The sequence below is a fragment of the Bacteroides mucinivorans genome (assembly GCF_034654355.2).
GTDB lineage: Bacteria > Bacteroidota > Bacteroidia > Bacteroidales > Bacteroidaceae > Bacteroides > Bacteroides nordii.
Genome location: NZ_CP178179.1, coordinates 4,539,465 through 4,564,835 on the forward strand (window position 1 = coordinate 4,539,465; position 25,371 = coordinate 4,564,835).

Below are 25,371 nucleotides of genomic sequence, written 5' to 3' on the forward strand. Positions count from 1 at the left end.
TCAATTATCAACTGTCAATTGAAAAACCTCCTTCTTTCCAAATATAAACAATAGGACGGCGGATAAACGGTTTCAGTTTTTCCGCTGTTTCTTTTTCCATGTATTCAGGAGTGGCCAATGTGAAAGTAAGCGTATGATCCGTTGCCGACAAATCGGCTTTCATAAGCAACATATCAGCCTGCAAACGAGCCTCGCTGTATTCATAAGATGAAGCCGAATCAGGGGTATTTAGAAAATCATCCATTACTGGTAGTCCCGTAATAAAATCAGATAAAGGAAGCTCTTTCCAGTCGGTGGTGTAGAACTGAATGCTGCTATCACATGCCGGAGCACAAGCAGTAGACACCGTACAGATAACCTGTGTAGAATCGTTAACAGCCAACAGTTTCATTTGCCAGGTACTTTGCGGAGACATCTGAATACGAATATAATCTTTGTTCAGCTCAGTCATCTCTGACTCACCCCCGAAACGATTCTCTACCTTTGCTTTCATTTTACTCTCCAGAAAATCAATAAAATCAGCACGATTCACTGCCGTAAGCAGTGGAGAAAGAGAATCAGGCATACTGACAAATACTGCCTTAGCCTCCTGCTGCGCCCGAAGCGGAGCAAACAAAAACAAACCCAAGCCTAAAAGAATCATTCCTAAACTGACTTCTTTTTTACCAAAGCCCCATCTTCTATCTATCTTTTTCATCCGTCACCATCTATTAAATTTAATTTTAAACCATCGCCTATCGTACCTCCCCGTGCGGGAAGCACCTATTTCGTTCCCAAATATAGGAAGAACATTCCAATCAGCACCAGGATAAGGTCAATTGCTTTACTTTTTAAATTCTTTTCACGGAAGAACAATGCTCCGAAAAGGAAAGACACAACAACACTACCACGGCGAACCATAGAAACAATAGAAATCATGGAATCTTCATAACTCAGTGCATAGAAATATACAAAATCGGCAGCACATAGAAAAACAGAAATCAAGATGATCGTCCAGTCCCAGCGGAAAGGCGTGGTAGTTTTACGCTTCGGCCACCAAAGCAATGCCAGAATAGGACACATGATAAACACTTGATATACATTGTACCACGACTGTACTAACATCGGATTGAGATGTTTCATCAGGTATTTGTCATACAAACCACTAATGGCACCCATCACAGCAGCCAGAACAATAAAAAAGATCCACTTATCGTGTTTAAAGTCAATACCTTCTTTTTTCCCGGACCGGCTCAGCATAAAAAAAGAGATAACAGCCATTAGCACTCCAATCCATTGATAGAGGTTCAGACGTTCTCCGAATATCAGCATCGCTCCTACCAATACCATCACCGGACGGGTGGCGTTAATAGGTCCCACAATGGTCAATGGCAAGTGTTTCATTCCGAAATAACCGAATATCCACGAAGAAAGAACAATAAACGACTTTATTACAATATACTTGTGCACATCCCAGCCGGCAACAGGAACTTCGAACATTGTCCCACCCAATACACCAGGAGTATATACAGACAAGAGTATAAAAGGCAAAAAGATCAGACTCGAGAAAATCGTATTCAAAAACAACACCGGAAGTACAGCATTGTCTTTGAGAGACTGCTTCTTGAACACATCATAAAATCCCAGTAAAGCAGCTGAGAGGAAGGCAAGTAATAACCACATGAATTTATTTACAATTAAACGGTTTACAATTTACGATTGAGGCAGCTTTTCTCATAAGAGGAAAAGGTCCTGAGGATATTCTACGTCAACAAGAAAGAGTGCATTACCGGGAGCAGAAGTACCCGCTTTGCAACGGTCTTGCTGTTCGATGATCTGGCAGAAACCTTCAACAGTAAGTTTACCACGACCCACTTCAAGCAGAGTACCTACTATCGCGCGCACCATGTTACGCAAAAAACGATCTGCCCGGATAGTAAATACCCAGGTGGTATCATCTTCCTGTGTCCATTCTGCATGCATAATCCTGCAAAGGTTAGTTTTCACATCCGTATGAAGTTTACTGAAGCTTGTGAAATCCGAATAGTCAAACAAGGTTGCAGCCGCTTTATTCATCAGCTCAAAATCCAATGCACCATAGACGCGGCAACGATACTGCCGATTGAAAGGATATTTGGTGGTAGTGACGTAATACTTATAGGTACGTGCCGTTGCATCAAAACGTGCATGTGCATCGTTCTTCACCCTGCAAACTTTGAAAACCGAAATATCCGGAGGTAACAAACGATTCAGTTTATCGGCAACAATCAGGGTATCGAGTTCTTCTTCATTATCAAAATGCGCCACCATCAATGAGGCATGTACACCTGCATCGGTTCTCCCGGCTCCTATCACTTCTACTTCTCTTCTAAGAAAAGTAGACAATGCTTTCATCAGACACTCCTGCACACTGCTTCCATTGGGTTGAATCTGCCAACCGTGGTAGTTGGTTCCGTCGTAAGCCAAATAAATGAAATATCTTTGCACGCTCTTATCCGGTTATTGGTTTTCGCGTGCAAAGGTAATTATTTTAATCGAGAATCAGGAATTATCCGTTGAATTCGCATAAGTAGAGGGTGTCGAACCAAATGTATCCACAAAGTGCTTACGGAAGGTAGGTATGTCATTATACCCTACCATCTCGGCCACTTCCTGAACAGCATACACCTTCTGTTTCAGCAGTCCAGCCGCTTTTTTCATACGTACCCCTCTTATCAGTTCTATAATCGTAAAATCGGTACTCTGCTTTACTTTTCGATATAACGTAGGTTGGCTCATATTCATATCCGATGCCAGTCGCTTTACATTAAAATCTGCTTCACGAATATTCTCTTCGATAATTTTCACTAACGAAGCAATAAACGGATCTTCCATCTTCATCTCCTCTGCCCCTTCGTCAGTTTCATTATTATTACCATTTTCCGGCAACACCAGCAGTTTGGTATACATCTGCTTCAGGTTTACACGCCCATTTATCAAATTCCGAACTTTAGCTTTCAATATGCTCGGAGTAAAAGGTTTCAAAATATAATCATCCGCACCCAATTCAAGCCCTTTGACAATGTCTTCATCTTCCACCTTTGCCGTCAACATGATAAACGGAATATGACAAGTATCCAATCCTTCTTTCACCTCCTTACAACATTCAAATCCATCCTTTATGGGCATCATCACATCACAAAGAATCAGATCCGGCTGCTCTTTGATAGCCATGTCCACACCTTCCTGTCCATTGGTAGCCATCATTATATTATAATCCTTCCCGAAAAGAACTTTCAGATAGAGGCGGATATCTTTATGATCTTCTACAATCAACAGATTCTTTTTCGCCCGTGTGACAGCAGGGGTTTCAACAGGTATATGTACTACAGTCTCTTCCGGTCTGGGCACTTCCCGAGGTTTTTCAGTCTCAACTACAGGTTTTACAGTCTCCACTACTTCCTCCGGTTCATCCTCTTCCACAAACAAAATATTCGGATCATTTTCCAGTACCTCTTTTCCAATAGGGATGTTTACAACAACCTCCGTCCCCTTCCCTTCTTCACTATTCAAGCTTATTGATCCGTGGTGAAACAGGATAACTTGTTCCATCACATCGTATCCCAGTTCAATCCCTGCCAGATCTGTCTGAAGCTCTTCATCCACTGTCTGCCTGACCTCCTTCACCTGGCTTTTTCCATTATCCGAAACAGTAATTGTACAATAAGCCACCCCATCGTTCACCGTCTCCTGCATTGATAAATGTACCGAGCCCGATAATCGTACATGGTTGAATGCATTAGAAAGCAAATTATGCAACACAAACCGGATTCTATTACTGTCCACCCAGATTTCAAGTTCTTTTTTGGTCTTCTTATCATAATGGAAGTCAATCTGATTCATACGTACCAGTTCGCTCACTGTAAATACTACTTTATCTATAATCTTATCAGCAGTATTACGAGATACTTCCAACTTTTCCGCCAAAGGTCGTTGAGTATAAATTGCCAGTAACTGATTACATGCATCCAGCATCCCAAGAGAGTTTCTGTATGCCACACGTACCTTCGACAGAAGCCTGGCCGATAAGTCGTTTTCCTGCGACATTTCCTTCAATGGTGCAATAATCAGTGAAAGTGGCGTACGCAGTTCCTGCACAAACAGAGTGAGCAACTGATTACGCATCGTTTCTATTTCTTGTTTTTGCTCTTGTTTCATCTTTGCAAGATTTAGTGTTTCTTTCAGCTCCATCTCACGAGCTCTGTGTATTTCACGTTTTTTCCCTTTACGTTCCATAAAATAATACACGGTGAAGAGTATTCCGAAAAACAGAGCCATATATCCCAAGTAGGCCCAACCTGTTTTCCACCAATGCGTATTCACACGAATAGACATTTCAATCATTTCACCTTCACTGGCATCCGGATAGATCAGTTTCACTTGCAGTGTATAGTCTCCTACAGGTAGACGTCTGTACGAAATACCATTTTCCAAGGTTCCTATTTTCCACGCCTCATCCGGCAATAACCGATAAGCTATTTTCCGTTGCATCATGCCAAACTGCAAATCAGAAAAATAAAAAGTGAAATCATTATTATCTGCATCAAATACAAACTTCTGCTGTAAATTGGGCGAAGTAGTCAGCAATACCTGCCCGTTCCTTTTCTCTCCTACTGACACAGACTCACCATTCACCCATAATTCCGATACGACCAACCGGCTTTTGTTCCGGGTACTCTTAGCCATCAACGGGTCAAAGTAAATCAGTTCTCCTGAATTCCCCCACAATAATCGGCCATCCCGAAGACGACATACTTTATCACAATCTCCAAACAAAGCATAGTTGTAAAATGTAGTCCGGTCATTTCTTATTGTCATAATACCCGAATTACTTCCCAACCAGGTATTTCCATTCTGATCATCAACCATACAGAAAATGTGCCCGCTACTCAAACCATTCATCAGAGTAAATGCACTTTCTACCTTATCCTTTTCACGCCCATCTATACGAAGTATTTTATCGGAGTAAGAAGCAAATATCTGATTGTAACTATTAACATAGATAAAATTGACTGGTGCCACATTCAATCCGGCATCCCGTTCATAGTTTCCAAACAAAGTGATATCGGTTCCCTGTACATCGATACGCTTCAATCCAAGATTCGTACCCACCCATATATTTCCTTCTTTATCTTCTGCGATGGCACGTACATCTTTCACTTTCACGCCTTTATCTTCCAACTGCATCAGTCGGCTGGTATTCTCTTTGTTATCAAAAAGAATCAGTCCCTCTGCTGTTGCAATCCACAAACGATTTCTGGAATCCAGACAGAACTGACGTATAGAAGCCGCAAAATCAGTTGTACCTACAGGAGCCAGCTTATAAGATCTCACCTCTTCAGTTACCGGATCAATATACAAAACTCCGGCATGCTCATCCCCCAGCCATAAACATCCGTTTCTATCTTTGTAAATCCTGTAGTTCTCGTTTTCTTTTATTCCTTTTGTCCATAACACAAAAGAAGTATTCTCTGAAAGAACAGTGGAGGAACTTCTCCATACCTGTCCCTTATTAGTAGCTATCCACACGCAGCCTTTCATATCTTCTTCGATAGCTGTGACCTCTGCATTAAACCGCTGTTCCAGCCGATTACATGCATCCTTGGTAAAATCAACTTTTAGTGCCCCACCCCCAAAGGTACCTACCCACAGCATCTTCTGCGAATCATCCCACAGTAAGCTCGTCACTTTTTTTACTATCTTAAAATTATATGGTCGCTCCACATAATCCATTTTGCAAGTAGCTTTACTCAAATCCGCAGAATCAAATTCCAGGCGAAACAACCCAGTCCAGGCAGCTATATAATAAGTATTTTCATCGAGGCAGATAACATCTGTCACATATGTATCCTGTAATGGCGAATGCCCTCCTGCATCATGTATGATATGAGATGTTTGCCGTTTGAAATCATAGCATTCAATGTTTGTCCGCGATGAGCATATCCACAGATAATCTCCATAACAATGAAGTGCTGTTATTTTACCATATCCCGTTTTAGGTATCTCTGTCTTTCCGGAAATAACATCATAAATCGCCACCTTTGTATTGTCCACACAGGCAAAAAGAGTCTCGCTGCCAATTCCACACAGTTCTGAAATACTTCCGGACATAACAGGCTCAGCGGACAGACTAACCGTAATACACTCCTCTCCCTCCTTTTCTGAACGAACTACTTTTCCTACATAGAGCCCATTACTGGTTCCTATACAAATAAAATCTTTATTTACTATATATAAAGAGGTGATACTTTTCGTATCAAGTGACGAATTAAAGTTTACAGGCAGATAAATTTCTTTATTCGTATCAAAGCAAACAATCCCTCGCAAAAGACGAAGATAAAGTAAGCCGTCAGTATCTTCCGAAATAGAATATACAGCATCCAACACCGGTTGTGAAAGAGAATCATAACGAGAAGTCAAAGGGTAATTCAGTAATCGAAAACCATCATAACGACTGAGACCCATATCTGTAGCAAACCAGACAAATCCTCTCTTTCCATTATGGATATCATAAATAGTATTGTTATTCAACCCATTATTCATCGTAACAGGAAGCATGTTACCATAAAATGAGAAAGAATAAGAAAAGTACGGAGCCCCAAAAAGGCAGAGTATTAGCAATGAAAGTTTAATCAAATGCTGTTTCATCTGTGCCAAAATAGTGATAACTACATTATTATTTATTCGTATCAAGACACAAATATATCTATAATTTACCAAATACGAAACAAATGATAAATAAACTTATATTTATTACCCCTATCAAAACATTCAATCAAAGACACAAGATCACATTATCATAATAAGATCCCCTGCAGACTGAAGTCTGCAAGGGATTAGTTTGTTCTTGTTTTCGGTGTTCCTCAGCTATTTATGCAAAATAGTCAATTGTTTGTTTTAGTGCTCCCCACCTTATTATTTTTTTATCGTACAATAAATAATTACTTACTATATTTTAATAGTTGAAAACTATATGTTCCTTCTTCTGTCAGAAAGTTGTAATTGCCTTTGAATACTACCGGCACTTTCACCAACACATTACCTTCATCTTTTACTTTGAAATACAGGTAGCTTTCTGATTCAAATCCATAAGTATTACCATCACCACCCTTCACCGGAGAAAGTGACAAACCTTGTGCACGCCAATCGAATAAATTGGAAGAGAAAGAGTAATCAGTACCCCAGTAATATACCTTATTATTATCAAAGCTGAATTTTAGCTCAACGCTCAGTGCAAATCCTTCATTCACGCTGCTACGAGTAGAAGCCTGATAGTTGCCGGACATGATCACTTTTTCATAACCATTCTCTGAGGTACGTATACAATTGTGTTGAGTATTACTGTTCTGACGCAAAGCCTCAAGAACATTACGCATATCTTCTGTTGAAACTGATGGAATATTATCAGCACCTGTAATACTATATGTAACGTTTTCTACGCCATAAGCACTCCTTACTGATTCAAAAAGAGAAGTTTGTTCTACTATATCATTGTCTGCACTTGTGCAGGAAGTAAAACCAAATACTAATGCAATTACGATAAAAGAATAAATAGTCTTCATAATGGGTCCTCCATTTTTTTTATTACCAATGCTTGTTTGTTATCACCAAAGTTTGTTTTGTTTGTATTCCTCGTGGGGACCTTCATTTGTTTGTTTCTGATGCAAACATAAAGACTTTATTTGATTAAAAAAACTTTTCTGAAGAAAAAATGAATGATTTACCCATCTTTTTTGAATGATATACACCCCATGCAAGCACTTGAACAGAATATACAACTTATTAAACACCCACTACCTCTGAATTAAACACAAACGATAACAAAAACACCACCTATAAAAATATGAATTATATACCTATTAATAAGATTAAAACACACGCTATACAAAATCATCCCTCCGAAATGATATATCAATTGCAAGAATCACCTCCGAACAAAGATGAATATGCCAATTAATGGATAAAAGGAATCGAGCTACCTTTGCACTAAAACAAAACAAAACCTACCACGCATAATGGAAAATAAAAGAAAACTGTTTTTATTCGTTTATTTGTTCGCTTCCACCTTATTATATGGGCAGGTAGTGGGTATAAAAACAAATGTGTTAATGGACATCACCAAAACCATCAATCTCGGAGCCGAAATCGGCTTGAGTAAAAAATCTACCCTGGACCTGTATGCCAACTACAACCCCTGGGAAGCCAGTAACAACAAAATGTTCAAGATGCTTGCATTCCAACCGGAATACCGTTATTGGTTCTGCGACCGTTTTAACGGGCATTTTATCGGTATACACGCACACGGAGGCATTTATCAGGTAGCCGGTATTGATATGCCCTGGGGAATCTGGAAGGGTCTGAAAGATCACCGTTACAAAGGACATTTTTATGGAGCCGGTATTTCTTATGGCTACCAATGGATCATGAGTAAACACTGGAATATCGAAGCCAACATCGGTGTGGGTTATGCCCGTGTCAAATATGAGCAGTTCTCCTGTGTAGAGTGTGGCGGTAAACTTGGTGAAGGCTACAAGAATTATTTCGGCCCAACCAAAGCTTCGCTCAGCTTAATCTATTTATTTTAAACAAACGCTGCAAACGATATGAAAAAAATAATATACCTCTTATTATTAGTAATATTGCCGGGGTTGAGTACCCAGGCACAAACTGTGTACAAAGATCAGGTACGTGTTGAGAATCAATCCATCACCCGGAGTGACGACAATCGCCTTACGATTGCTATGGATATCATCATGCAGACAAACATGAAGATTTCATCCAACCGTTCTGCCACCCTCACCCCGATACTGGAAGCCAACGGTCACACAAAGACACTTTCTCCGATTGTAATTTACGGACGCCGTCGTGCGCTTGTCAACGAACGTGGTAATACAGTCCCTAAAGACGCTTTCGTTATTCTACGTCGTAAACGCAAAACAGAGCAACGGGTCAGTTACCTCGTACAGCTTCCCTACGAAGCTTGGATGCAAAAGGCCAATCTTGTAATGGATGCCGATCTTTGCGGTTGCCGCAATATCGTTGAAGCCAATACACTCGATCCGATTGCCACATTAAATATTGAACGCATCAAATTGCAACCGGCCATCGCGTACATCACACCCAAAGCCGAAGAGGTTAAACACCGTGCTGTGGAAGGTAGTGCTTTCCTCGACTTCCCGGTCAACAAAACAATAATCTATCCGGAATACCGTCGCAATCAGGCAGAACTGGCCAAGATACGCGCCACTATTGATACCATTCGCAACGATAAGAACATCTCCATCACAGGGATTCGCCTCGAAGGATATGCCTCCCCCGAAGGTAGCTACGCCAACAATGATCGTCTGGCAAAAGGCCGTACCGCCGCTCTGCTGAATTATGTCCGCAATTACTATGATTTCCCGGAAGGGCTACTCACCATGGCTTCTACTCCTGAAGACTGGACAGGATTCCGCAAATTTATAACAAACTCTGTATTGCCACAAAAAGAAGAGATTCTACAGATGATTGATTTGGACGAAAAAGACATGGATGCCAAAGAGAAACGTATCGCCCGTCTTGTAGGCCCCGAAACATACCGCTTTTTGCTAAACGAATGCTATCCGGCTCTACGCCACTCAGACTATACAGTGGCATACACCGTACGCGGATTCAATCTTGATGAAGCAAAAGAGATTATCAATACCCATCCGCAACAGCTGAGTCTACAAGAGATATTCAATGTAGCACAAACCTACGAACAGGGTAGCGAAGAGTTCAACCATGCCTTCCAGGTAGCAGTACTTATGTTCCCGAATGACCCGACAGCTAATCTGAACGCAGCAGCTATGGAGATTCAGCGTGGTGGTGATCTTACTATCGCCAAAAAATATCTCACTAAAGCCGATGCTAACGAAGGAGCTACTCAAAACAATTTAGGCGTAATAGCGCTGATAGAGGGTGATCTTGATACAGCACAACAATATTTCACTCGTGCCAAAGAAGCAGGAGTATCAGAGGCAGAAGCCAATTTACAGGAAGTAGCCAAACAACGCAACTTCCCGGTAGAATAAAGAATACTTTTCTCTCTTAATTTCTTATATTTTAATACACGTCGGATGAATACCTCCCCCAAGGTATTTATCCGACGTTTTTTTATCCCTATTCTTTCTTAACAGGATAAACAGGATTAACATTATTAACTCATATCTTTAACATTACATTTCAAGTATGCAAGATTGCACACTTTTGCATTACAAAAATGTACATCTTTGCATAGCAAGAATGTACATTCTTGTCACACAAGAGTGTACAATCTTGCATATATGAAAACAAGGATTCATTAATCACTGTTTATCAACAGTTTACAGATCAACCATCAACAGTATCCGATCCACCATCTTGATTCCCCTGTTATTTATAATTGTTCTTTTGACAAGGATCTATTTATCGGATCAGTACATTAGTACTATTTTACCACAGAGTAATACTAAGTTTCACAGAGTACTATTTATTATCTGATTTCTGATGACAACACCACTTTGTAAAACATTATAACTTTTTACATCTTTGCTCTACGAGCTTCGTCCCGTTTCTCGTAGAAGATCACCCCGATCGTCGTAGAGAAACAGCCGATTTCTCGTAGAGAAAAAACGAGTCTACATATAACACTGATAATCAACAATTTGAAAAACAACTTATTTGTAATATTTTTTCACATTTCACATATCAGCTTTTTCCTTCTTAAATTGTTTCTCTATTTCAAAACAGCAAAAAAACATTCATGAAATTGATCCAACATAGATCCGCTATCAGATATCCAACAAAGATATAATCTAATCCCGCGATATATAAAATCTTCCCCCCACATACCATGTTAAATTCATCATCAAGTTCTCATTGAATCCAAACAAAAAAAACAGATATAATTCAGCAAAAAAGAATCTGTTTTAGATGAAAAACATGAGTGAGAAATGCGTGAAAACGCCCCTGTGTCATGAGAATTAAGTCGTATTTCATTCATTTTTGACTGAAATACATACCATAAGAACCCTACTTTACATTTTGCAGAAAACATCGCACATTTTTGAAAAAAACACCAATGAGCGGACTCATGACTTCCCTCTATCTTTGCAATGTCGAAAGACAAAAAGGATATGCCTCTCCTTAAAATATAAAAGCACGAAACTTCTCTTCCTTATACATAGAAGCTTCTGCAAAACAAAAAAGAGCATAGTTAAAGAACAAAACAATAGTAAACAATAAAACAAACAAAAAACATTTCAAAGAAAAAAGAAACTTTTATTCGGAAGCTCTCTCCTTATTAGATAAGACACTTCCAAATCTACAGAACTCCACACATGAACAGAACCCACATTATTATATTAAGTAATAATGTCACTCTCTCTCAAAAAAGTAAGGACCGCACTCCTCGAAAGTGCACAATCAAAAACAAGAATCAAAAAGTATTAATATTTAATTTTATAGATTATGAAACTAAGAAGTTTATTTTTAGCAGGATTAGCAGTAATGGCTATGGCATCTTGCAGCAATGAAGATGATGCAATCGTTAATGGTGGCGAGAACGCAACAAAAGATGCAATATTCAATTTCGGTATTGCATTTCCTACAAGCTCTAACACAAGAGGAACTACTGTAAAACCTGATGAAGACAGTGAAGGAACTGCCCTTGAATCTAATGTCAACGATATTACATTAGTATTGACTTACGCAAATGGAGCACCTACATTTACCAAAACTTACGATGTAAGTGATTTTACAAAAGTAGGCAATAAATACACACTAACGAACCATGAATTAGTTGCTCCCGGTATGGTAAATGTAAAGGTATATGTTAATAGCAACGGAGTACCTGCTGACGTACTTGAATCTAAGAGTGCATTCGACTTAGGAGACTATGCTTCTACTGCCAACAAAGGAAACTTCTTCATGTCTGGCGAACAAAAAAGCCTCGATATAATAGCCAAGAGTGACAATAATGAAGCAAAAGTATCTGTAGATCGTGTTGCAGCTAAACTAACAGAAGCTACTACACAAGATGATTACACTTTTACTGCTACAGCATCCAGCATAACAAACGCTCAAACATTGTCAGTAAAACTAACAGATTACACTTTTGCTAATTTAAATAAAAAATCTAATGCCTTAGCATTAACAACCACATACTTCGACGCCAACGATTTCTGGAATAAGTTTACTACTGACGGAGAGGAAGATTTATGGAGCATATTCGGACAAGACACTAAGGCAATGAACGGTATTGACAAAGATACATACTGCTTCGAAAACAACAACTCTAACGTTACTACTAAGATTTATTATAAAGCCATCGTTTCTGTAGATGGAGTAACAACTAAAGATGTCAACTTCTACGTTTATAAAAATGTGCTATATAAAAATTATGCTGAATTAAATAAAGTATTCAACGGTAGCTTAGAACCATCATTTGGCTTAACAGATGGTAGTACAAACTCTGATTTTATGACTAAGGTTGGTGTAACCAAATATACTAAAGGCGTTTGCTACTACGCAGCCGATATCAAAACAGCTGCTATCGAGGCCAATATTCTTCGGAATAACTCCTACCTGCTGACTGTTAAGTCTATCAAAGATTTAGGCCTTCCTGAAATTGACACACCAACTCCTGGAGATCCTACATTATTAAGCTTAGATGTTACAGTTAAAAATTGGACAGTTAATCTAAACGACATCGAACTCTAATTGCATCACACATAAACAAACTCCAAGCGGGGGAACAGAGGGTCCCTCCTCCCCCCGCTTCTCTTTTTCTCTCAGGGTTTGACACCCAACAAAGATCTCAAACAAGACAATAAGCTCATAGCAAAAAATAAAGAAAGCATGAAACGAATACTCACTACCATACAAAAAGAAGCAAACAAAATACTGCTACTAACAGTATTGGCTGGTGCAATGGCATCCTGTGATTCTATCCTGGACTTCGAAGAAGGCGATTGCAGCATCGAATACCGCGTAAAGTTTGTGTATGACAGAAACATGGCTTTTGAAGATGCTTTCGCAAAAGAAGTAAAAACCGTAACACTATATGCCTTCGACGACGAAGGAAAATTTGTCTATCAGAAAACAGAAGAAGGTGAAGACAGATTAGGAACCGGAGAATACACGATGTCTGTAGACATCGAGCCGGGCGACTATCACCTCGTAACCTGGGCCGGACTGGATGACCAGTCTTTCGCCGTCCCTTTGATGACTGCCAACTCCAGAATTGAAGACCTCACCGCATTGACTTTACGTAACAAAGAATCTCAAACTCGTGCTGACGGCGAAGAAGGAAAATACATCGTAAAAGATCCGCTCTCACCCCTCTGGCACGGAGAAGTTACCAAGCAATCATTCACTCGTAGCGGCAGACAGAACATCGTTACCGTTCCTTTGACAAAAAACACCAATACCATACGTGTTGTGATTGCACAAGTCAATCAAAATCCTGATAAACCTATCACCCGTGCCAATGCTATCAGCAAAGAGCGGTTTTCATATACCCTCTATGATGACAATGGCTGGATGAACTACGATAATACACTGCTGAAAGACAACCTGCTTACCTATCTCCCCTATGTCACAGAAGATACAAGCATTAGCACACGTGCTTTCAGTGCAGATGGTACTACAGAAAGTGAATATCCTGCAGCTGTAGCCGAAATTAGTGTAGGACGTCTGCTCAAAACCCAAAAGCCGGAACTGAGAATTGTAGACCAGCAAACAAACAAGAATTTACTTGCCAATGGTTCACTGATCGGATATCTGAGCCTACTGCAACCAAGCCAACTCAATATGCCTCTCGAAGAATATCTGGATCGCGAAGATAATTTCGGAATGATTTTCTTCGTCGACGAGAACATGACACTGATCAGTACCAAAATTCAGATCAATGACTGGATCGTGAACATAAACGACTTCGAACTCTAAAAAGAACAAAGCAATGAGATATTCAAAACTAACATATTGTCTGTTGGCATTCCTCTGCCTGGCTACTACATCCTGTATACAGAATGAGCTGATAGAAGAATACCCTATAGAACAAGAGAATCCGGTTCAGGTTCATCTCACGTTGAATATGCCACAGGCTACTTCAACTGACATTCAAGCCGGTACAGCAGGCGAACAGTATATAAATGATGTACATGTATATGTTTTCAGTCAAAATGGTTCTTTTATAGAAAAAGCCAGCAAAGTATATATTAGCGGAACGGATGGAGATGCTACCCGTACCATCATTGGAGTACTGGAAAGTGATTACCAAGATCAGACTAACATAGAAATAATAGTACTTACTAATTTGACAGCAAGAAATATAACGGCTCCGACTTCGGTAGTAAACAAAAATACCTTATACGACCAATTAAGATATACATATACCCCTGGTCAGGATTGGATATTTCCGACACAGAGCAATAAAAAGTATATCCCGATGTGGGGTACTTGTTCCCTCGCTGCCATTCGGGAAAAGGATATCAATCAAGCAAGCTTATCACTCATACGAGCCATCGCAAGAGTAGACGTAACACTGAATGGTGGAACTGGGTTTGATCACTTTAAATTAAACACAGTCAAAGTATGTAGCTATAATACACAAGGATACTGTATCCCTGTTAATGACGAAACAATGGCTATTCCTTCCATACCTGAAAATGTTTTAACGAAGAAGAATATAACATTTACAGCAACCACCGGTGAGCAAAAAGCTGGCATACAAAATAAAATCTACATCCCCGAGTATAAGAATAAAGGTGTAAGCGACAACCAAGTTTCCTATCTTGAGATAACAGGTGAACTGACTACATCACTCTCGGAAACAATACAGAAAACCTACAGAATAGATTTTAAGGTAAACGGCAAAGGAGATACCTTTGATATACTTCGAAACAATTGGTATAAATTCAATATCACAAGTATAAGCCAGGATGTTGATGTAGAGACTCAATGTAGCTACGAAGTAGAAAGATGGGACTATATTAATGTAGATGTACCACCATTTAATTAATTAAAGGAGAATTTACGCATGAAAAAGCAAAACAATATATTTGCATACGCAAAACAGACATTCAGCCTTATACTGGCAATTCTTTTCTGTATAGCCTGTACAGACGAAACCTATCAAGACGAAAAACAGGTAGAAGAAGGGATACCGGTAGAAGTTGATTTCAATTTCCAGACATCCAATATTGATAAGATCAATACACGTTTAAGTGATGCCGGCGAATTTCAGGTAAATGATTTATACCTGCTTATCTTTGATTCGAATGGAAATATTAAGAACCGTTACTATTATGATGGAGATGCATTGACACATACCAACGGTAACCAAAAAAATCCAACTAATGGTACAATAACCGGAATAAAAACCACCAGTGGAAAAAGTTATATTTATGGCATAGCCAATGTGGGCGACAATGAATTGGACAGAAAAGGCGAATTGAAAAGTAAATTGGATAGAGTTAATTCTGTTAGTGATTTAAAAGATTTAACGACAACTCTGAATAATGATGGTAACATAGCTCGTTCTTCTGCATCTTTACTGATGAGCGGTAAGTTCCAGGCAACAGGTGCAAGTACTTCAGATAAAGAAGAAGGTATTTGCAACATACCCACCACCAATAAGGCACTAAGTGGAACATTACTTTTGCGTCGTTCCGATTCCCACATTACGTTTAATATTAATTTGGGAGAAAAAATAGAAAGTTTTGAACTTAAAAGCTGGCAGGTATTCAATGTGCCTATAAGTTCATACCTAATAGATCAAAGCAAGCAATATGTAGCTTCAGAATATAAAGATAGTGAATTACAAGCAACTTATAATAATGAAGGTAAACTTTATGCTTTTAACTTCTACATGCAGGAGAACCTGAAAGAGGCTATTATGGAAGCAAGAGATCATACTACTCTCACTGCCTACAAAGACAGGGAAAAAGAATATAAGAATCCGGATGGTACTAACACCGGAGAATATAAGTTCGTAGAAAATAATGCCACGTATGTAGAGATTAAAGCGAGGATGAATATTGAAACAGAGTCTGAAGATGGAATAAGAACAGCCGATGTAAGATATATTATCCACTTAGGGGGAGGTGCTAATGAATTCACAAACTTCAAAAGCGAACGCAACAAGAAATACATCTACAACGTCACAATTAATGATGTAGAAAGCATCATCGTAGAAGTAGAAGATGGTGAAGATGATCCAAATGCCCGTCCCGGAGTTGAAGGTGATGTGGTAGATGCTACCACCAGCGTATATACGTTGGATGCACATTACAATTGTTTCAATATAGGATTCACTTATGAGGATGTTGTAGAAAACCTGTCCTTCATCATTCAGTCGCCTTTCGCAGCGGATGCTGTATACAGTGTAAAAGGAAAAATCGGAGCTTTGGATAATACTCCGCAAGAAAATGGCGATTATAAATGGATACAACTTCAGAGAACGACGGGAGAAAAAGTTTTGTCTCAATATAACTCTGAAGAGAAGAATCGTCCTTTTAACTTGTATCAATTGGTAGATGATATGAAAGATCGAGGTAAACCAAACGATGGAAAGACGTATTATTACACAATTTTCATTAACGAGTACTATTATACAGAAGCACCGGCAAAAGCTAACTGGCCTGATAAAAATCATTTATGGAGATATTTTGTGAATCAGGATGATCGTAAATTAATGTTGTTTTTGTCCCCTAAAAATAGCGCTGATAAAGAAAGTAGCTATTCTAAAGCTTCACATATGTTCAGGCAAAGATCTATCCAGACGTATTACAGTACCGAAGTACTAAATAACAATGGAAATGCTTTAGGAATGGAACATGTGAATGAAACGGGAGCACCCGATTGGGGGAATGGTAACAGCAGTGATCGTGGAAACGGATTTTTGAATACTAACAAATACTTCTTTACAACAACAAGTTCTAGAAACAGGACCTGGGAGTACTTTGTGAACTATTCCATATCTGATGACTACAAATATACCTATAAAATGAAAGATGTTGCTGCAATAGCCGAGTGTCTGTCAAGAAACAGAGATGAAAACGGAGATGGCAGAATTGATCTGGACGAATTGAAATGGTATTTGCCAGCAACAGATCAATTAGCATCCATGTTTCTGGGAGCCAAAAGTTTACCATCACCACTATTTGATGACAGATCTGTTAGTAGTGTGACGTATGATGATGGAAATAATCACTATATCACAAGTAATAAACAAAAGATATGGGCGGAAGAAGGATGTTCATTTGGAGGAATAAGCAGCTATGGTTCAAAAAACTACCCTAAATTATTAAGATGTGTCCGCAATTTAGGATTATCCAATGAAGATGCAAAAAGTAAAGTAGTATCTCCGGCCTATACATACAATTCCCAAAATAAGGTTTTCATTATGGACCAATTGACCAGTCAAAACAAAAGAACTGGTAAAACAACGGGGGAATTAGATTTCCATGATAATTTCGATGACATCAACAGACCTTATAAAGCTTTCCAAATGGCAAGTACTTTTATTGGAGGGCGAAATACTGATTGGTACACATTATTTGATATAGGAGTAAATCATTTAAGTAAATGCAAAGATCTCACAGAAGGTGGTCATAAATGGAGAGCTCCCAATCAACGTGAGTTTATGATTATGTTTCTTCAGAATGCAAGTAATGTAATAAATAACAATAATAGAGGATTTACGCGTACCCATTGGAAATATGACGAAAGCAGACATTTTGGACTTAATGGACTTCTTTTATTCTTAGATAATGATGGAAATTATGATAGAACCATACGTTGCGTACGTGATGTGGATGTAAATGCAAACGGAAGTGTTATCAACGATTAATCAAAAATACAATATTATGGAAATGCTTGATATTCTAACACGTGAATCGGAAAACACACAGCAAGTGTATGTGTACGAAGAAAATGGTCACTGGTACGCCTATGAGCGTTCGGCCCAACTCGTCAAGAGGATACTTAAAGGACTTGTAAAAATCAGGCAATTCATCAATAGCACATATGATATTATTCTCGACCGGGTAGAAGTTGATCTAACGACACTTATCGAAAAATGTCCTGTTACTCTATGTTCTGACTCGGAAATAGTGATTGAATGTCCTGAAATATAAGATTATAAAAGAGAGATAACATCCCTTTTTAACAAGAATATATTGTTTGTTTTGTTTGTGTTCCTCACTCCACTTACCAATACCGTCTGAGAAGATAGTGGTAAGTGGGTGGGGATTTTTTTATTTCTGCAACAGAGGGATAATCAAACAAACAGAATTATTTTCCAGACTCACTTCATAACATCCACCAAAATGTTCTGCCAATAGCCGGTTCACCTCATTGGCAATGCTTATTTCCTGTAGCTGCTGCCCGGAGGAAAGTATAGAACCTGTGACACATGTCCGCATATAACTTCCATCTTTTATAGTTTCAATAATCAAAGAAAGTTTACCGGGAGATGTCAGAACTGCATTATTGAAAATCTCCTGCAGACGCACAACATCTATATAAACCGGAAAGGCAACACCCTGAGGAAGTGAAACAGTCAAACGTTCCCGGATACTATCAGGCAGAGTGTCGAGCCAGCTACGGATAACCATTAAAAGATCAACATTTTCTTCTCTGTATTTCATCATCCCGGCCTCAAGTCTCGAGAGATCAAGGATATTGTTAATCAGCTCCATCAATTTAGTAGAAGTCTTATCTATAAATTCGGAAACTCTCTTCCTTTCCTCCATGTCTATTACATTATCAGTAGCCAATGCCATAGAGCCATCCACCACTTCGTTCAACGGACGGCTGATAGCCGTGCTGATAGTGGATAGAAAAAGTTCTTTGGCAACATTGGCTTGCTCTGTTTCTTCTGCCATCCGCCGCATCTCCCTTTCTGATTTATGGAGATGCTTTCTGATGCAATAAGTATGAATAATGAAAATAATGAGGATGATAAAAACAACACCTGTCAAAATAAGGAATACCAGTTGAGTAGTATGCTCAATTTTCTCTTTTTCAAGTAAGAGTAAATCAGCATTATAATCTTTCTTTAATTGCTCTGTCTGTTTATTGAGTGTAGCTATATTGATAGAATCACGGATCATAAAAGCCTGTTTATAAATAACCAAAGCCTCATCTATACGATTTAGCTGGTTAAGCATCAATGCTTTTCTGAAATTCATAGTACTATACATACTTGGAGAAGATTTCTTAAAAATCTCCCGCAATGGTTCTAACTCTGCCAGAGCCTTTTCCAGTTGTCCGGATGCCTGAAAATAATCATAGCGAGCCTGAGAATAGTAGTAATCAAAGGTTCCATAACCAACCATATTATATTTCTCGGCCAAATGCAAATATTTTTCCGCCTGTGATAAGTCTACTTTTGTGTAATAAGATAAATAGGAGATATAAGTCATCATCAACCAACCTCTCAGCCTCGCTTCAGTACCTGGTTCTTTACGAATAATCTGATTCAGATAATTATCTTGTATTTTAATCCATTTAATCCAATTAGGAAAATCATTCAACTCTTCATATGTAGCAATAAGAGATCTGTTTATTTCAATAACATATCCTTCATTAATTTTCAAAGCTGCTTTATATGCTTTCTTTAAGACATCAGCGGCTTCTTCAATTCTATATGTTATACGATAAATATTGGCCATGCATTGATAAGCAAGGGTGATGCCAACAGGATTATTCAGTTTTTTTGCCTCCTGCAACATCTTGTTTGCTTCTTTTTCTTCCAACTCATACTCTGATGTAACCATTAACATATCAACTACACAACGCTTCCCTTCAAACAGTTCTGTATACAGTTTTGCTTTTCGGGCAATCGGCTCCATCATCTTCATCCAACGATTGACCCCTTCCGGATTATAATTATTGTAATCCATAAACATAAATGCAAGATAAGCCCTACAAATATACCGGTCATTTTTCATAGCTTTTGCTTCCTCCAAAAGCCTTTGGATATAATACAATTCAACCAAAGGACTGCTGACTGTCCGTGTTAATTTATTCAGAATTTCAAGACGGGTGGTATCATTAGCCTGAGTTTTACTCAACTGGTGAAGTAATATCATTTTCTCTTTTTCGGAACCGCTTTCAGCATATGACTTTATACAAAAGCCAGCAAACAGCAAGACTAAAAAAATAGTAATCATTGTTTTCATATTAGAATACTTATTGGCGTTCATTATTGAGAGGATGAGTAAAAACAAAGCGGGTACCATCGGTATACGAAGAATCAATCCAGATTTTTCCTCCTATATTTTCAATAATCAACTGACAAATAGAAAGTCCCAACCCAGCACCCTGTACACCTTCGTGCAATTTTTCGAAACGTTCAAATATATGTGGTTGTTTTTCCAATGGAATACCACACCCTGTATCTTCAATAGTAAATATGGCTTCCCGACGTTCTTCATCTTTATCAAGCTTCAACACGATCCGACCTTCCTGCGTAAATTTAGTAGCATTAATAAGAAGGTTAATAAGTACTTGTTGTAAACGTCCGGAATCTGTATAAACATCCAAACTATCCAAAGAAGTCTCGAAACTAATGGCAGCTGAAGTACGCTTCACTTTTTCCACTGTATCAATCACATTTGCACACAGAACCAATACGTCGCAATGTTCAAACGTAAAACGAATATTATCTTCCTTTAATGCTGATAAGTCCGCCACATCATGGAATAACTTCAATAACAATTCGGAATTTTGTTTAATCAGATCACCACATTGTTGGCGGGTTTCATTATCTAATATACTCTCAGAAGCAAGCAAATTAGCAAACCCTACAATAGCGTTCAGAGGGGTACGCAGTTCGTGACTCATATTCGAAAGAAAAAGATTCTTGGATTGAATAGAATATGCTGTCTCCTGCCGGGTTTTCTCTAACTTCTCCCGTGACAGTTCCAGTCGTTTGTTCTTTTTAAGGGATATGTAAACAAGTAAAACAGCAACTATTAAAATAACAAATGAAAATAAAAGAATCCAGGTCAGCATCTTATTATGCATGGCTGCATTTTCTAATTCCATCTGGTCAACCCAATAGGCAACATGCAAAGAATCTATTTGCTGTGAATAATATACCATATTCAATGAATCAGACAAATTGAATGCTCTATCATACATATTACAGGCCTCTTTTCTTGCTCCTAATTTCTCCAACAGAACAGCCTTGTCAATAAGTACATATTTATATTCATTCATATTCCCGTTTTTCAACACCACTGTTACAATAGAATCACAGTATGTGAGAGCCTCTGCATACTCTCCTGATAATTCATAAAAACGAGAAGCAATATTATAATACCACCGATCAAAAGCTACGTCAGCCAACCTCAACTCTTCTACTTGCTTCAAGCTCAAACGGGATTGTTCCAGATTTTTTATGCCAAGATTATAAAAAGCCTGATAACATTTAAGATAAAATATATAATCACCCTTATTTTGCAAATCAACTTTGTCGAGCAATTTGCCGGCCTCAATCAGATAATGCTGTAACTCCTCCATTTTTTCCAAAAGAGTACAGACGTGCATCTGCTGTATTAATAAACGGATTTTTAAATCATCATCATTCAAATCCTGCAACTTTTCTTCAGCCTCCAAGAAAGCTGTATAAGCCTGTTTACTTTCATTGGAATGCATAAAAGTAATGCCCATAGCTTGTATGGCTAATGCTTTTCCCAAATCGGAATTTAAATCACGGGCCAACTTATACATCTGCTGAGCCTTACTCACAGCCAAACCAACTGTTCCTCTTAAACAATTGGCATTGACTTCTATCAATTGAACACGGAACATATTGTCGTAATCTCCGGCATCACGAGTTCGTTTTTCTACTTTTGTACAAAGTTCAATAATACATTCATCCGGAACAGAACTACTATAATTCAGATTTTTACTGGCAAGAGCATAAAGGTGATACAATTCTGCATCATTGGAAACGGGAGTTGCATTCAACAAACAAGTGATAATACTCCCTAATAAGAACGCTAATAAAGATTCCTTCTTCATAAAATAGTACGTGCCTTTATTTTGTTTGCGGTACAATGGAACAAAGATAAATAAAAAAAAATATCATTTTCATTTTTGATTACTATAATTCAGATCAATTTATTTATCTTTGAGGCAACGATACATAATACATTAAATATATTGAACGCCATGAGTAGTAATATTTTTCTAATCATCGCACTTGTCACGACAGGTATTTTCGCCATTCAGTTTATCTTATCCATCTTTTTCGGTGATTTTGATGCTGACGCAGATATTGACACAGACATAGGCAGTGTAGTCTCTTTTAAAGGATTGACCCATTTTGGTATCGGATTCGGATGGTATATGTATCTGCAAAAAAGTACGGATGCTACGGCATATATTATTGGTATACTCGTCGGATTGCTATTCGTATTTGCTGTGTGGTATCTCTATAAAAAAGCCTATCAGTTACAGCAAGACAATCACTCAGAAAAAACGGAACAGCTTGTAGGGCGGGAATGTACTATCTACTTCAGCCGGGGTGAAGGAAAGTATACAGTACAGGTGAACCGTGATGGTGCTATGAGAGAGGTAGATGTTATATCTGAATCAACAAAAAACTACCAAACAGGAGATAAAGTTGTCATTGCTTCTTATAAAGAAGGAACACTTTATATTAGTTGACAATGGACAGTTGACAGTGGACAATGGACAGTGGACAATGAAAATCTCAATAACTCAGAAACTCAAATAACTTAAAAACTCAAATAACATGACTCAGGAAATGATGATTATGGCTGCTATTCTGGTGGCAGTTATCCTACTTACGTTTATCGGAATCCTTTCCCGCTACCGTAAATGTAAAAGTGACGAAGTACTCGTAGTTTACGGAAAAACGGGTAAAGACAAAAGATCGGCAAAACTCTATCATGGTGGTGCTGCCTTCGTATGGCCTATCTTGCAAGGATATGAATTCCTGTCAATGAAGCCAATGCAGATAGACTGCAAACTAACAGGAGCACTATCAGCACAAAATATCCGTGTAGATGTACCAACCACTATTACTGTAGCTATCAGTACTGATCACGAAGTAATGCAGAATGCAGCAGAGCGTATGCTGGGCCTTACAATGGATGATAAACAGAACTTGATTACAGATGTGGTATACGGACAGATGCGTCTGGTTATTGCCGACATGACAATTGAAGAACTGAACTCTGACCGTGACAAATTCTTGTCAAAAGTAAAAGATAACATTGATACTGAACTGCGTAAATTCGGTTTATATCTGATGAATATCAATATCAGTGATATTCGTGATGCAGCCAACTACATTGTCAATCTGGGTAAAGAAGCTGAAAGTAAGGCATTGAACGAAGCACAAGCAAACATCGAAGAGCAGGAAAAACTGGGTGCTATCAAAATTGCAACTCAGATAAAAGAACGCGAAACAAAAGTTGCCGAAACCCGTAAAGACCAGGACATCGCCATTGCCGAAACAAAGAAACTACAGGAAATTTCAGTTGCTAATGCAGACAAAGACCGTATCTCACAAGTAGCAATAGCCAATGCCGAAAAAGAGGCACAGGTGGCAAAAGCGGAAGCAGATAAGAACATACGTATCGAACAGGCAAATACGGAAAAGGAAAGTCGCGTGGCAGAATTAAATTCTGACATGGAAATTAAACAGGCAGAAGCTGCCAAAAAAGCAGCTATCGGGCGAAATGAAGCGCAAAAAGAAGTTGCCAAATCAGACGCAGAACTGGCTGTAACACAAGCTAATGCTGATAGAGAAGCTGGAGAAGCTGCTGCAAGATCAGAAGCTGCCGTGCAAACAGCCCGTGAGACTGCACAGAAAGAAGTGGAAGAAGCCAAAGCTAAAAAGGTGGAATCATCATTGAAAGCTGAAAAAATAGTACCGGCAGAAGTAGCCCGACAAGAAGCTATCCTGCAAGCAGAAGCTGTGGCAGAAAAAATAACCCGCGAAGCAGAGGCTCGCGCTAAAGCTACATTAGCACAAGCAGAAGCAGAAGCAAAAGCCATTCAGATGAAGCTGGAGGCAGAAGCGGAAGGTAAAAAACGTTCGTTGCTGGCAGAAGCAGAAGGTTTCGAAGCCATGGTGCGTGCAGCAGAATCTAACCCGGCTATCGCCATCCAATATAAGATGGTAGACCAGTGGAAAGAAATTGCCGGTGAACAGGTAAAAGCATTTGAACATATGAATCTGGGAAATATCACAGTATTCGACGGAGGAAACGGTAGTACAGGCAATTTCCTTAGTTCGCTGGTGAAAACGGTAGCACCAAGTCTGGGAGTTCTCGATAAACTACCGATTGGAGAAACTATGAAGGGAATTATAAACCCGGATAGCAAAGAAGAAGAAAAGAAAAAGTAATGTGCCAATATAATTAATGTGCCAATGTGCCAATTGGCTGCGCAATGTATGTACAGCTGAATTGGCTATTGGCACATTATTAAATTAGAAATAGAATTTATCATGCGTTTTCATCATTATCCAGTCTATTTATTCTTATTTATAACTCTCATAAGTCTTGCCGGATGCAAGGAAAAAGACAAATCGCTCAAACTAAACGAGCCACGAAATATAAAAGGGGTCATCAGTTATAAACGTTCATTTGGCGATCTGAACGATATTCACCTTAAAGCAGCACAAAGTTTAGGAATTCGCCCGTTAACTTCACGAGAAGAAGCTGAACGAATGAAGGAAAAGCTGGTACATATCAAAAGCAATGACTGCTATACCGTTGATTCACTTACACATTCCATTCCTTTCCTGGTACCACGCGCCAGTGACTTACTTAACACGATAGGAAGCAATTTTCTTGATTCACTCACTGCAAAAGGATTAAACCCAAATCAAATAGTCATTACTTCTGTCCTCCGCACAGAAGATGATGTAAAACGTTTGAGACGCAGAAATATCAACGCATCAAAAAACTCGGCCCATTTCTATGGAACAACATTCGATGTGAGCTGGAAACGCTTCAAAAAAATCGAAGACGAAGACGGACGACCTTTACAGGATGTCAGTGCAGACACATTGAAACTTGTATTGTCGGAAGTTTTGCGCGACCTGAGAAAAAAAGATAAATGCTATATAAAATATGAGCTGAAGCAAGGTTGCTTCCATATCACAACAAGATAATGAGCAAGGCTCACCACAGAGTACACAGAGTTCTATTTATCTGATGAAATGCAGATTAATGCGAATTGACGCAGATTAAAAAAGGTGTTATTCTATCTCTAAAGTCTCTACCTTTGCGAAAATTTGCGTTCATCTGTGTTTTAATCAAATATCGCCTGCCGAACCTCCCCGTGTGGGAAGCACTC

17 protein-coding genes are annotated in these 25,371 nt (G+C 38.8%); 10 read left to right on the forward strand and 7 right to left on the reverse strand.

Going from position 1 to position 25,371, the window contains the following annotated elements:
• Positions 1–7: 7 nt before the first annotated feature.
• The 5 genes from VCM39_RS17490 to VCM39_RS17510 form a co-directional block, all read right to left on the reverse strand.
• Positions 8–643: a DUF3256 family protein gene (locus tag VCM39_RS17490; RefSeq protein ID WP_221649345.1), complete on the reverse strand. Its 636-nt coding sequence runs from the start codon at positions 641–643 to the stop codon at positions 8–10.
• Between the two features lie 119 nt (positions 644–762).
• On the reverse strand, positions 763–1,662 hold the full coding sequence (locus tag VCM39_RS17495; protein ID WP_221649315.1) for a DMT family transporter: 900 nt from the start codon (positions 1,660–1,662) through the stop codon (positions 763–765).
• 51 nt (positions 1,663–1,713) lie between these two features.
• The gene (truA, locus tag VCM39_RS17500) at positions 1,714–2,466 is read right to left on the reverse strand and encodes a tRNA pseudouridine(38-40) synthase TruA (RefSeq protein ID WP_221649314.1); all 753 of its coding nucleotides are present in this window, start codon (positions 2,464–2,466) and stop codon (positions 1,714–1,716) included.
• A gap of 54 nt (positions 2,467–2,520) precedes the next feature.
• The gene (locus VCM39_RS17505; protein ID WP_289293260.1) at positions 2,521–6,666 is read right to left on the reverse strand and encodes a two-component regulator propeller domain-containing protein; all 4,146 of its coding nucleotides are present in this window, start codon (positions 6,664–6,666) and stop codon (positions 2,521–2,523) included.
• A gap of 293 nt (positions 6,667–6,959) precedes the next feature.
• Positions 6,960–7,580, reverse strand: a complete 621-nt coding sequence (locus tag VCM39_RS17510; protein WP_221649313.1) for a DUF5033 domain-containing protein — start codon at positions 7,578–7,580, stop codon at positions 6,960–6,962.
• Between the two features lie 453 nt (positions 7,581–8,033).
• Here VCM39_RS17510 and VCM39_RS17515 point away from each other — a divergent pair, with 453 nt between their 5' ends.
• The 7 genes from VCM39_RS17515 to VCM39_RS17545 all read left to right on the forward strand — a co-directional run bounded on the left by VCM39_RS17515 (position 8,034) and on the right by VCM39_RS17545 (position 18,158).
• Positions 8,034–8,603, forward strand: a complete 570-nt coding sequence (locus tag VCM39_RS17515; RefSeq protein WP_289293238.1) for a DUF3575 domain-containing protein — start codon at positions 8,034–8,036, stop codon at positions 8,601–8,603.
• 18 nt (positions 8,604–8,621) lie between these two features.
• Entirely contained in the window at positions 8,622–10,070 is a 1,449-nt protein-coding gene (locus tag VCM39_RS17520) for a DUF3868 domain-containing protein (RefSeq protein WP_289293237.1), read from the forward strand.
• Positions 10,071–11,487: 1,417 nt separating this feature from the next.
• Positions 11,488–12,738 (forward strand): Mfa1 family fimbria major subunit, encoded by a 1,251-nt coding sequence (locus VCM39_RS17525; protein WP_322932779.1) that lies wholly within the window; start codon positions 11,488–11,490, stop codon positions 12,736–12,738.
• 138 nt (positions 12,739–12,876) lie between these two features.
• The gene (locus VCM39_RS17530) at positions 12,877–13,965 is read left to right on the forward strand and encodes a FimB/Mfa2 family fimbrial subunit (protein WP_195660855.1); all 1,089 of its coding nucleotides are present in this window, start codon (positions 12,877–12,879) and stop codon (positions 13,963–13,965) included.
• A 13-nt stretch (positions 13,966–13,978) separates the two neighbouring features.
• Entirely contained in the window at positions 13,979–15,040 is a 1,062-nt protein-coding gene (locus tag VCM39_RS17535) for a FimB/Mfa2 family fimbrial subunit (RefSeq protein WP_322932780.1), read from the forward strand.
• An 18-nt stretch (positions 15,041–15,058) separates the two neighbouring features.
• Positions 15,059–17,872, forward strand: a complete 2,814-nt coding sequence (locus tag VCM39_RS17540) for a fimbrial protein (RefSeq protein WP_322932781.1) — start codon at positions 15,059–15,061, stop codon at positions 17,870–17,872.
• 22 nt (positions 17,873–17,894) lie between these two features.
• Complete coding sequence (locus VCM39_RS17545; protein WP_322932782.1) at positions 17,895–18,158, forward strand: hypothetical protein; 264 nt, start codon at positions 17,895–17,897, stop codon at positions 18,156–18,158.
• Between the two features lie 120 nt (positions 18,159–18,278).
• Here VCM39_RS17545 and VCM39_RS17550 read toward each other — a convergent pair whose 3' ends face one another.
• Positions 18,279–20,207: a hypothetical protein gene (locus VCM39_RS17550; RefSeq protein WP_322932783.1), complete on the reverse strand. Its 1,929-nt coding sequence runs from the start codon at positions 20,205–20,207 to the stop codon at positions 18,279–18,281.
• Between the two features lie 10 nt (positions 20,208–20,217).
• A complete protein-coding gene (locus tag VCM39_RS17555) occupies positions 20,218–22,056 on the reverse strand; it encodes a sensor histidine kinase (protein WP_221649305.1) in 1,839 nt (612 codons plus the stop codon).
• Between the two features lie 150 nt (positions 22,057–22,206).
• Here VCM39_RS17555 and VCM39_RS17560 point away from each other — a divergent pair, with 150 nt between their 5' ends.
• The 3 genes from VCM39_RS17560 (at position 22,207) to VCM39_RS17570 (ending at position 25,186) form a co-directional block, all read left to right on the forward strand.
• Positions 22,207–22,704, forward strand: a complete 498-nt coding sequence (locus VCM39_RS17560) for a hypothetical protein (protein WP_221649304.1) — start codon at positions 22,207–22,209, stop codon at positions 22,702–22,704.
• 88 nt (positions 22,705–22,792) lie between these two features.
• Positions 22,793–24,415 carry a flotillin family protein gene (locus VCM39_RS17565; protein ID WP_221649303.1) on the forward strand — a complete coding sequence of 541 codons (1,623 nt, stop codon included), beginning with the start codon at positions 22,793–22,795 and terminating at the stop codon, positions 24,413–24,415.
• A 102-nt stretch (positions 24,416–24,517) separates the two neighbouring features.
• The gene (locus tag VCM39_RS17570; protein WP_322932784.1) at positions 24,518–25,186 is read left to right on the forward strand and encodes a DUF5715 family protein; all 669 of its coding nucleotides are present in this window, start codon (positions 24,518–24,520) and stop codon (positions 25,184–25,186) included.
• The last annotated feature ends 185 nt before the right edge of the window (positions 25,187–25,371 follow it).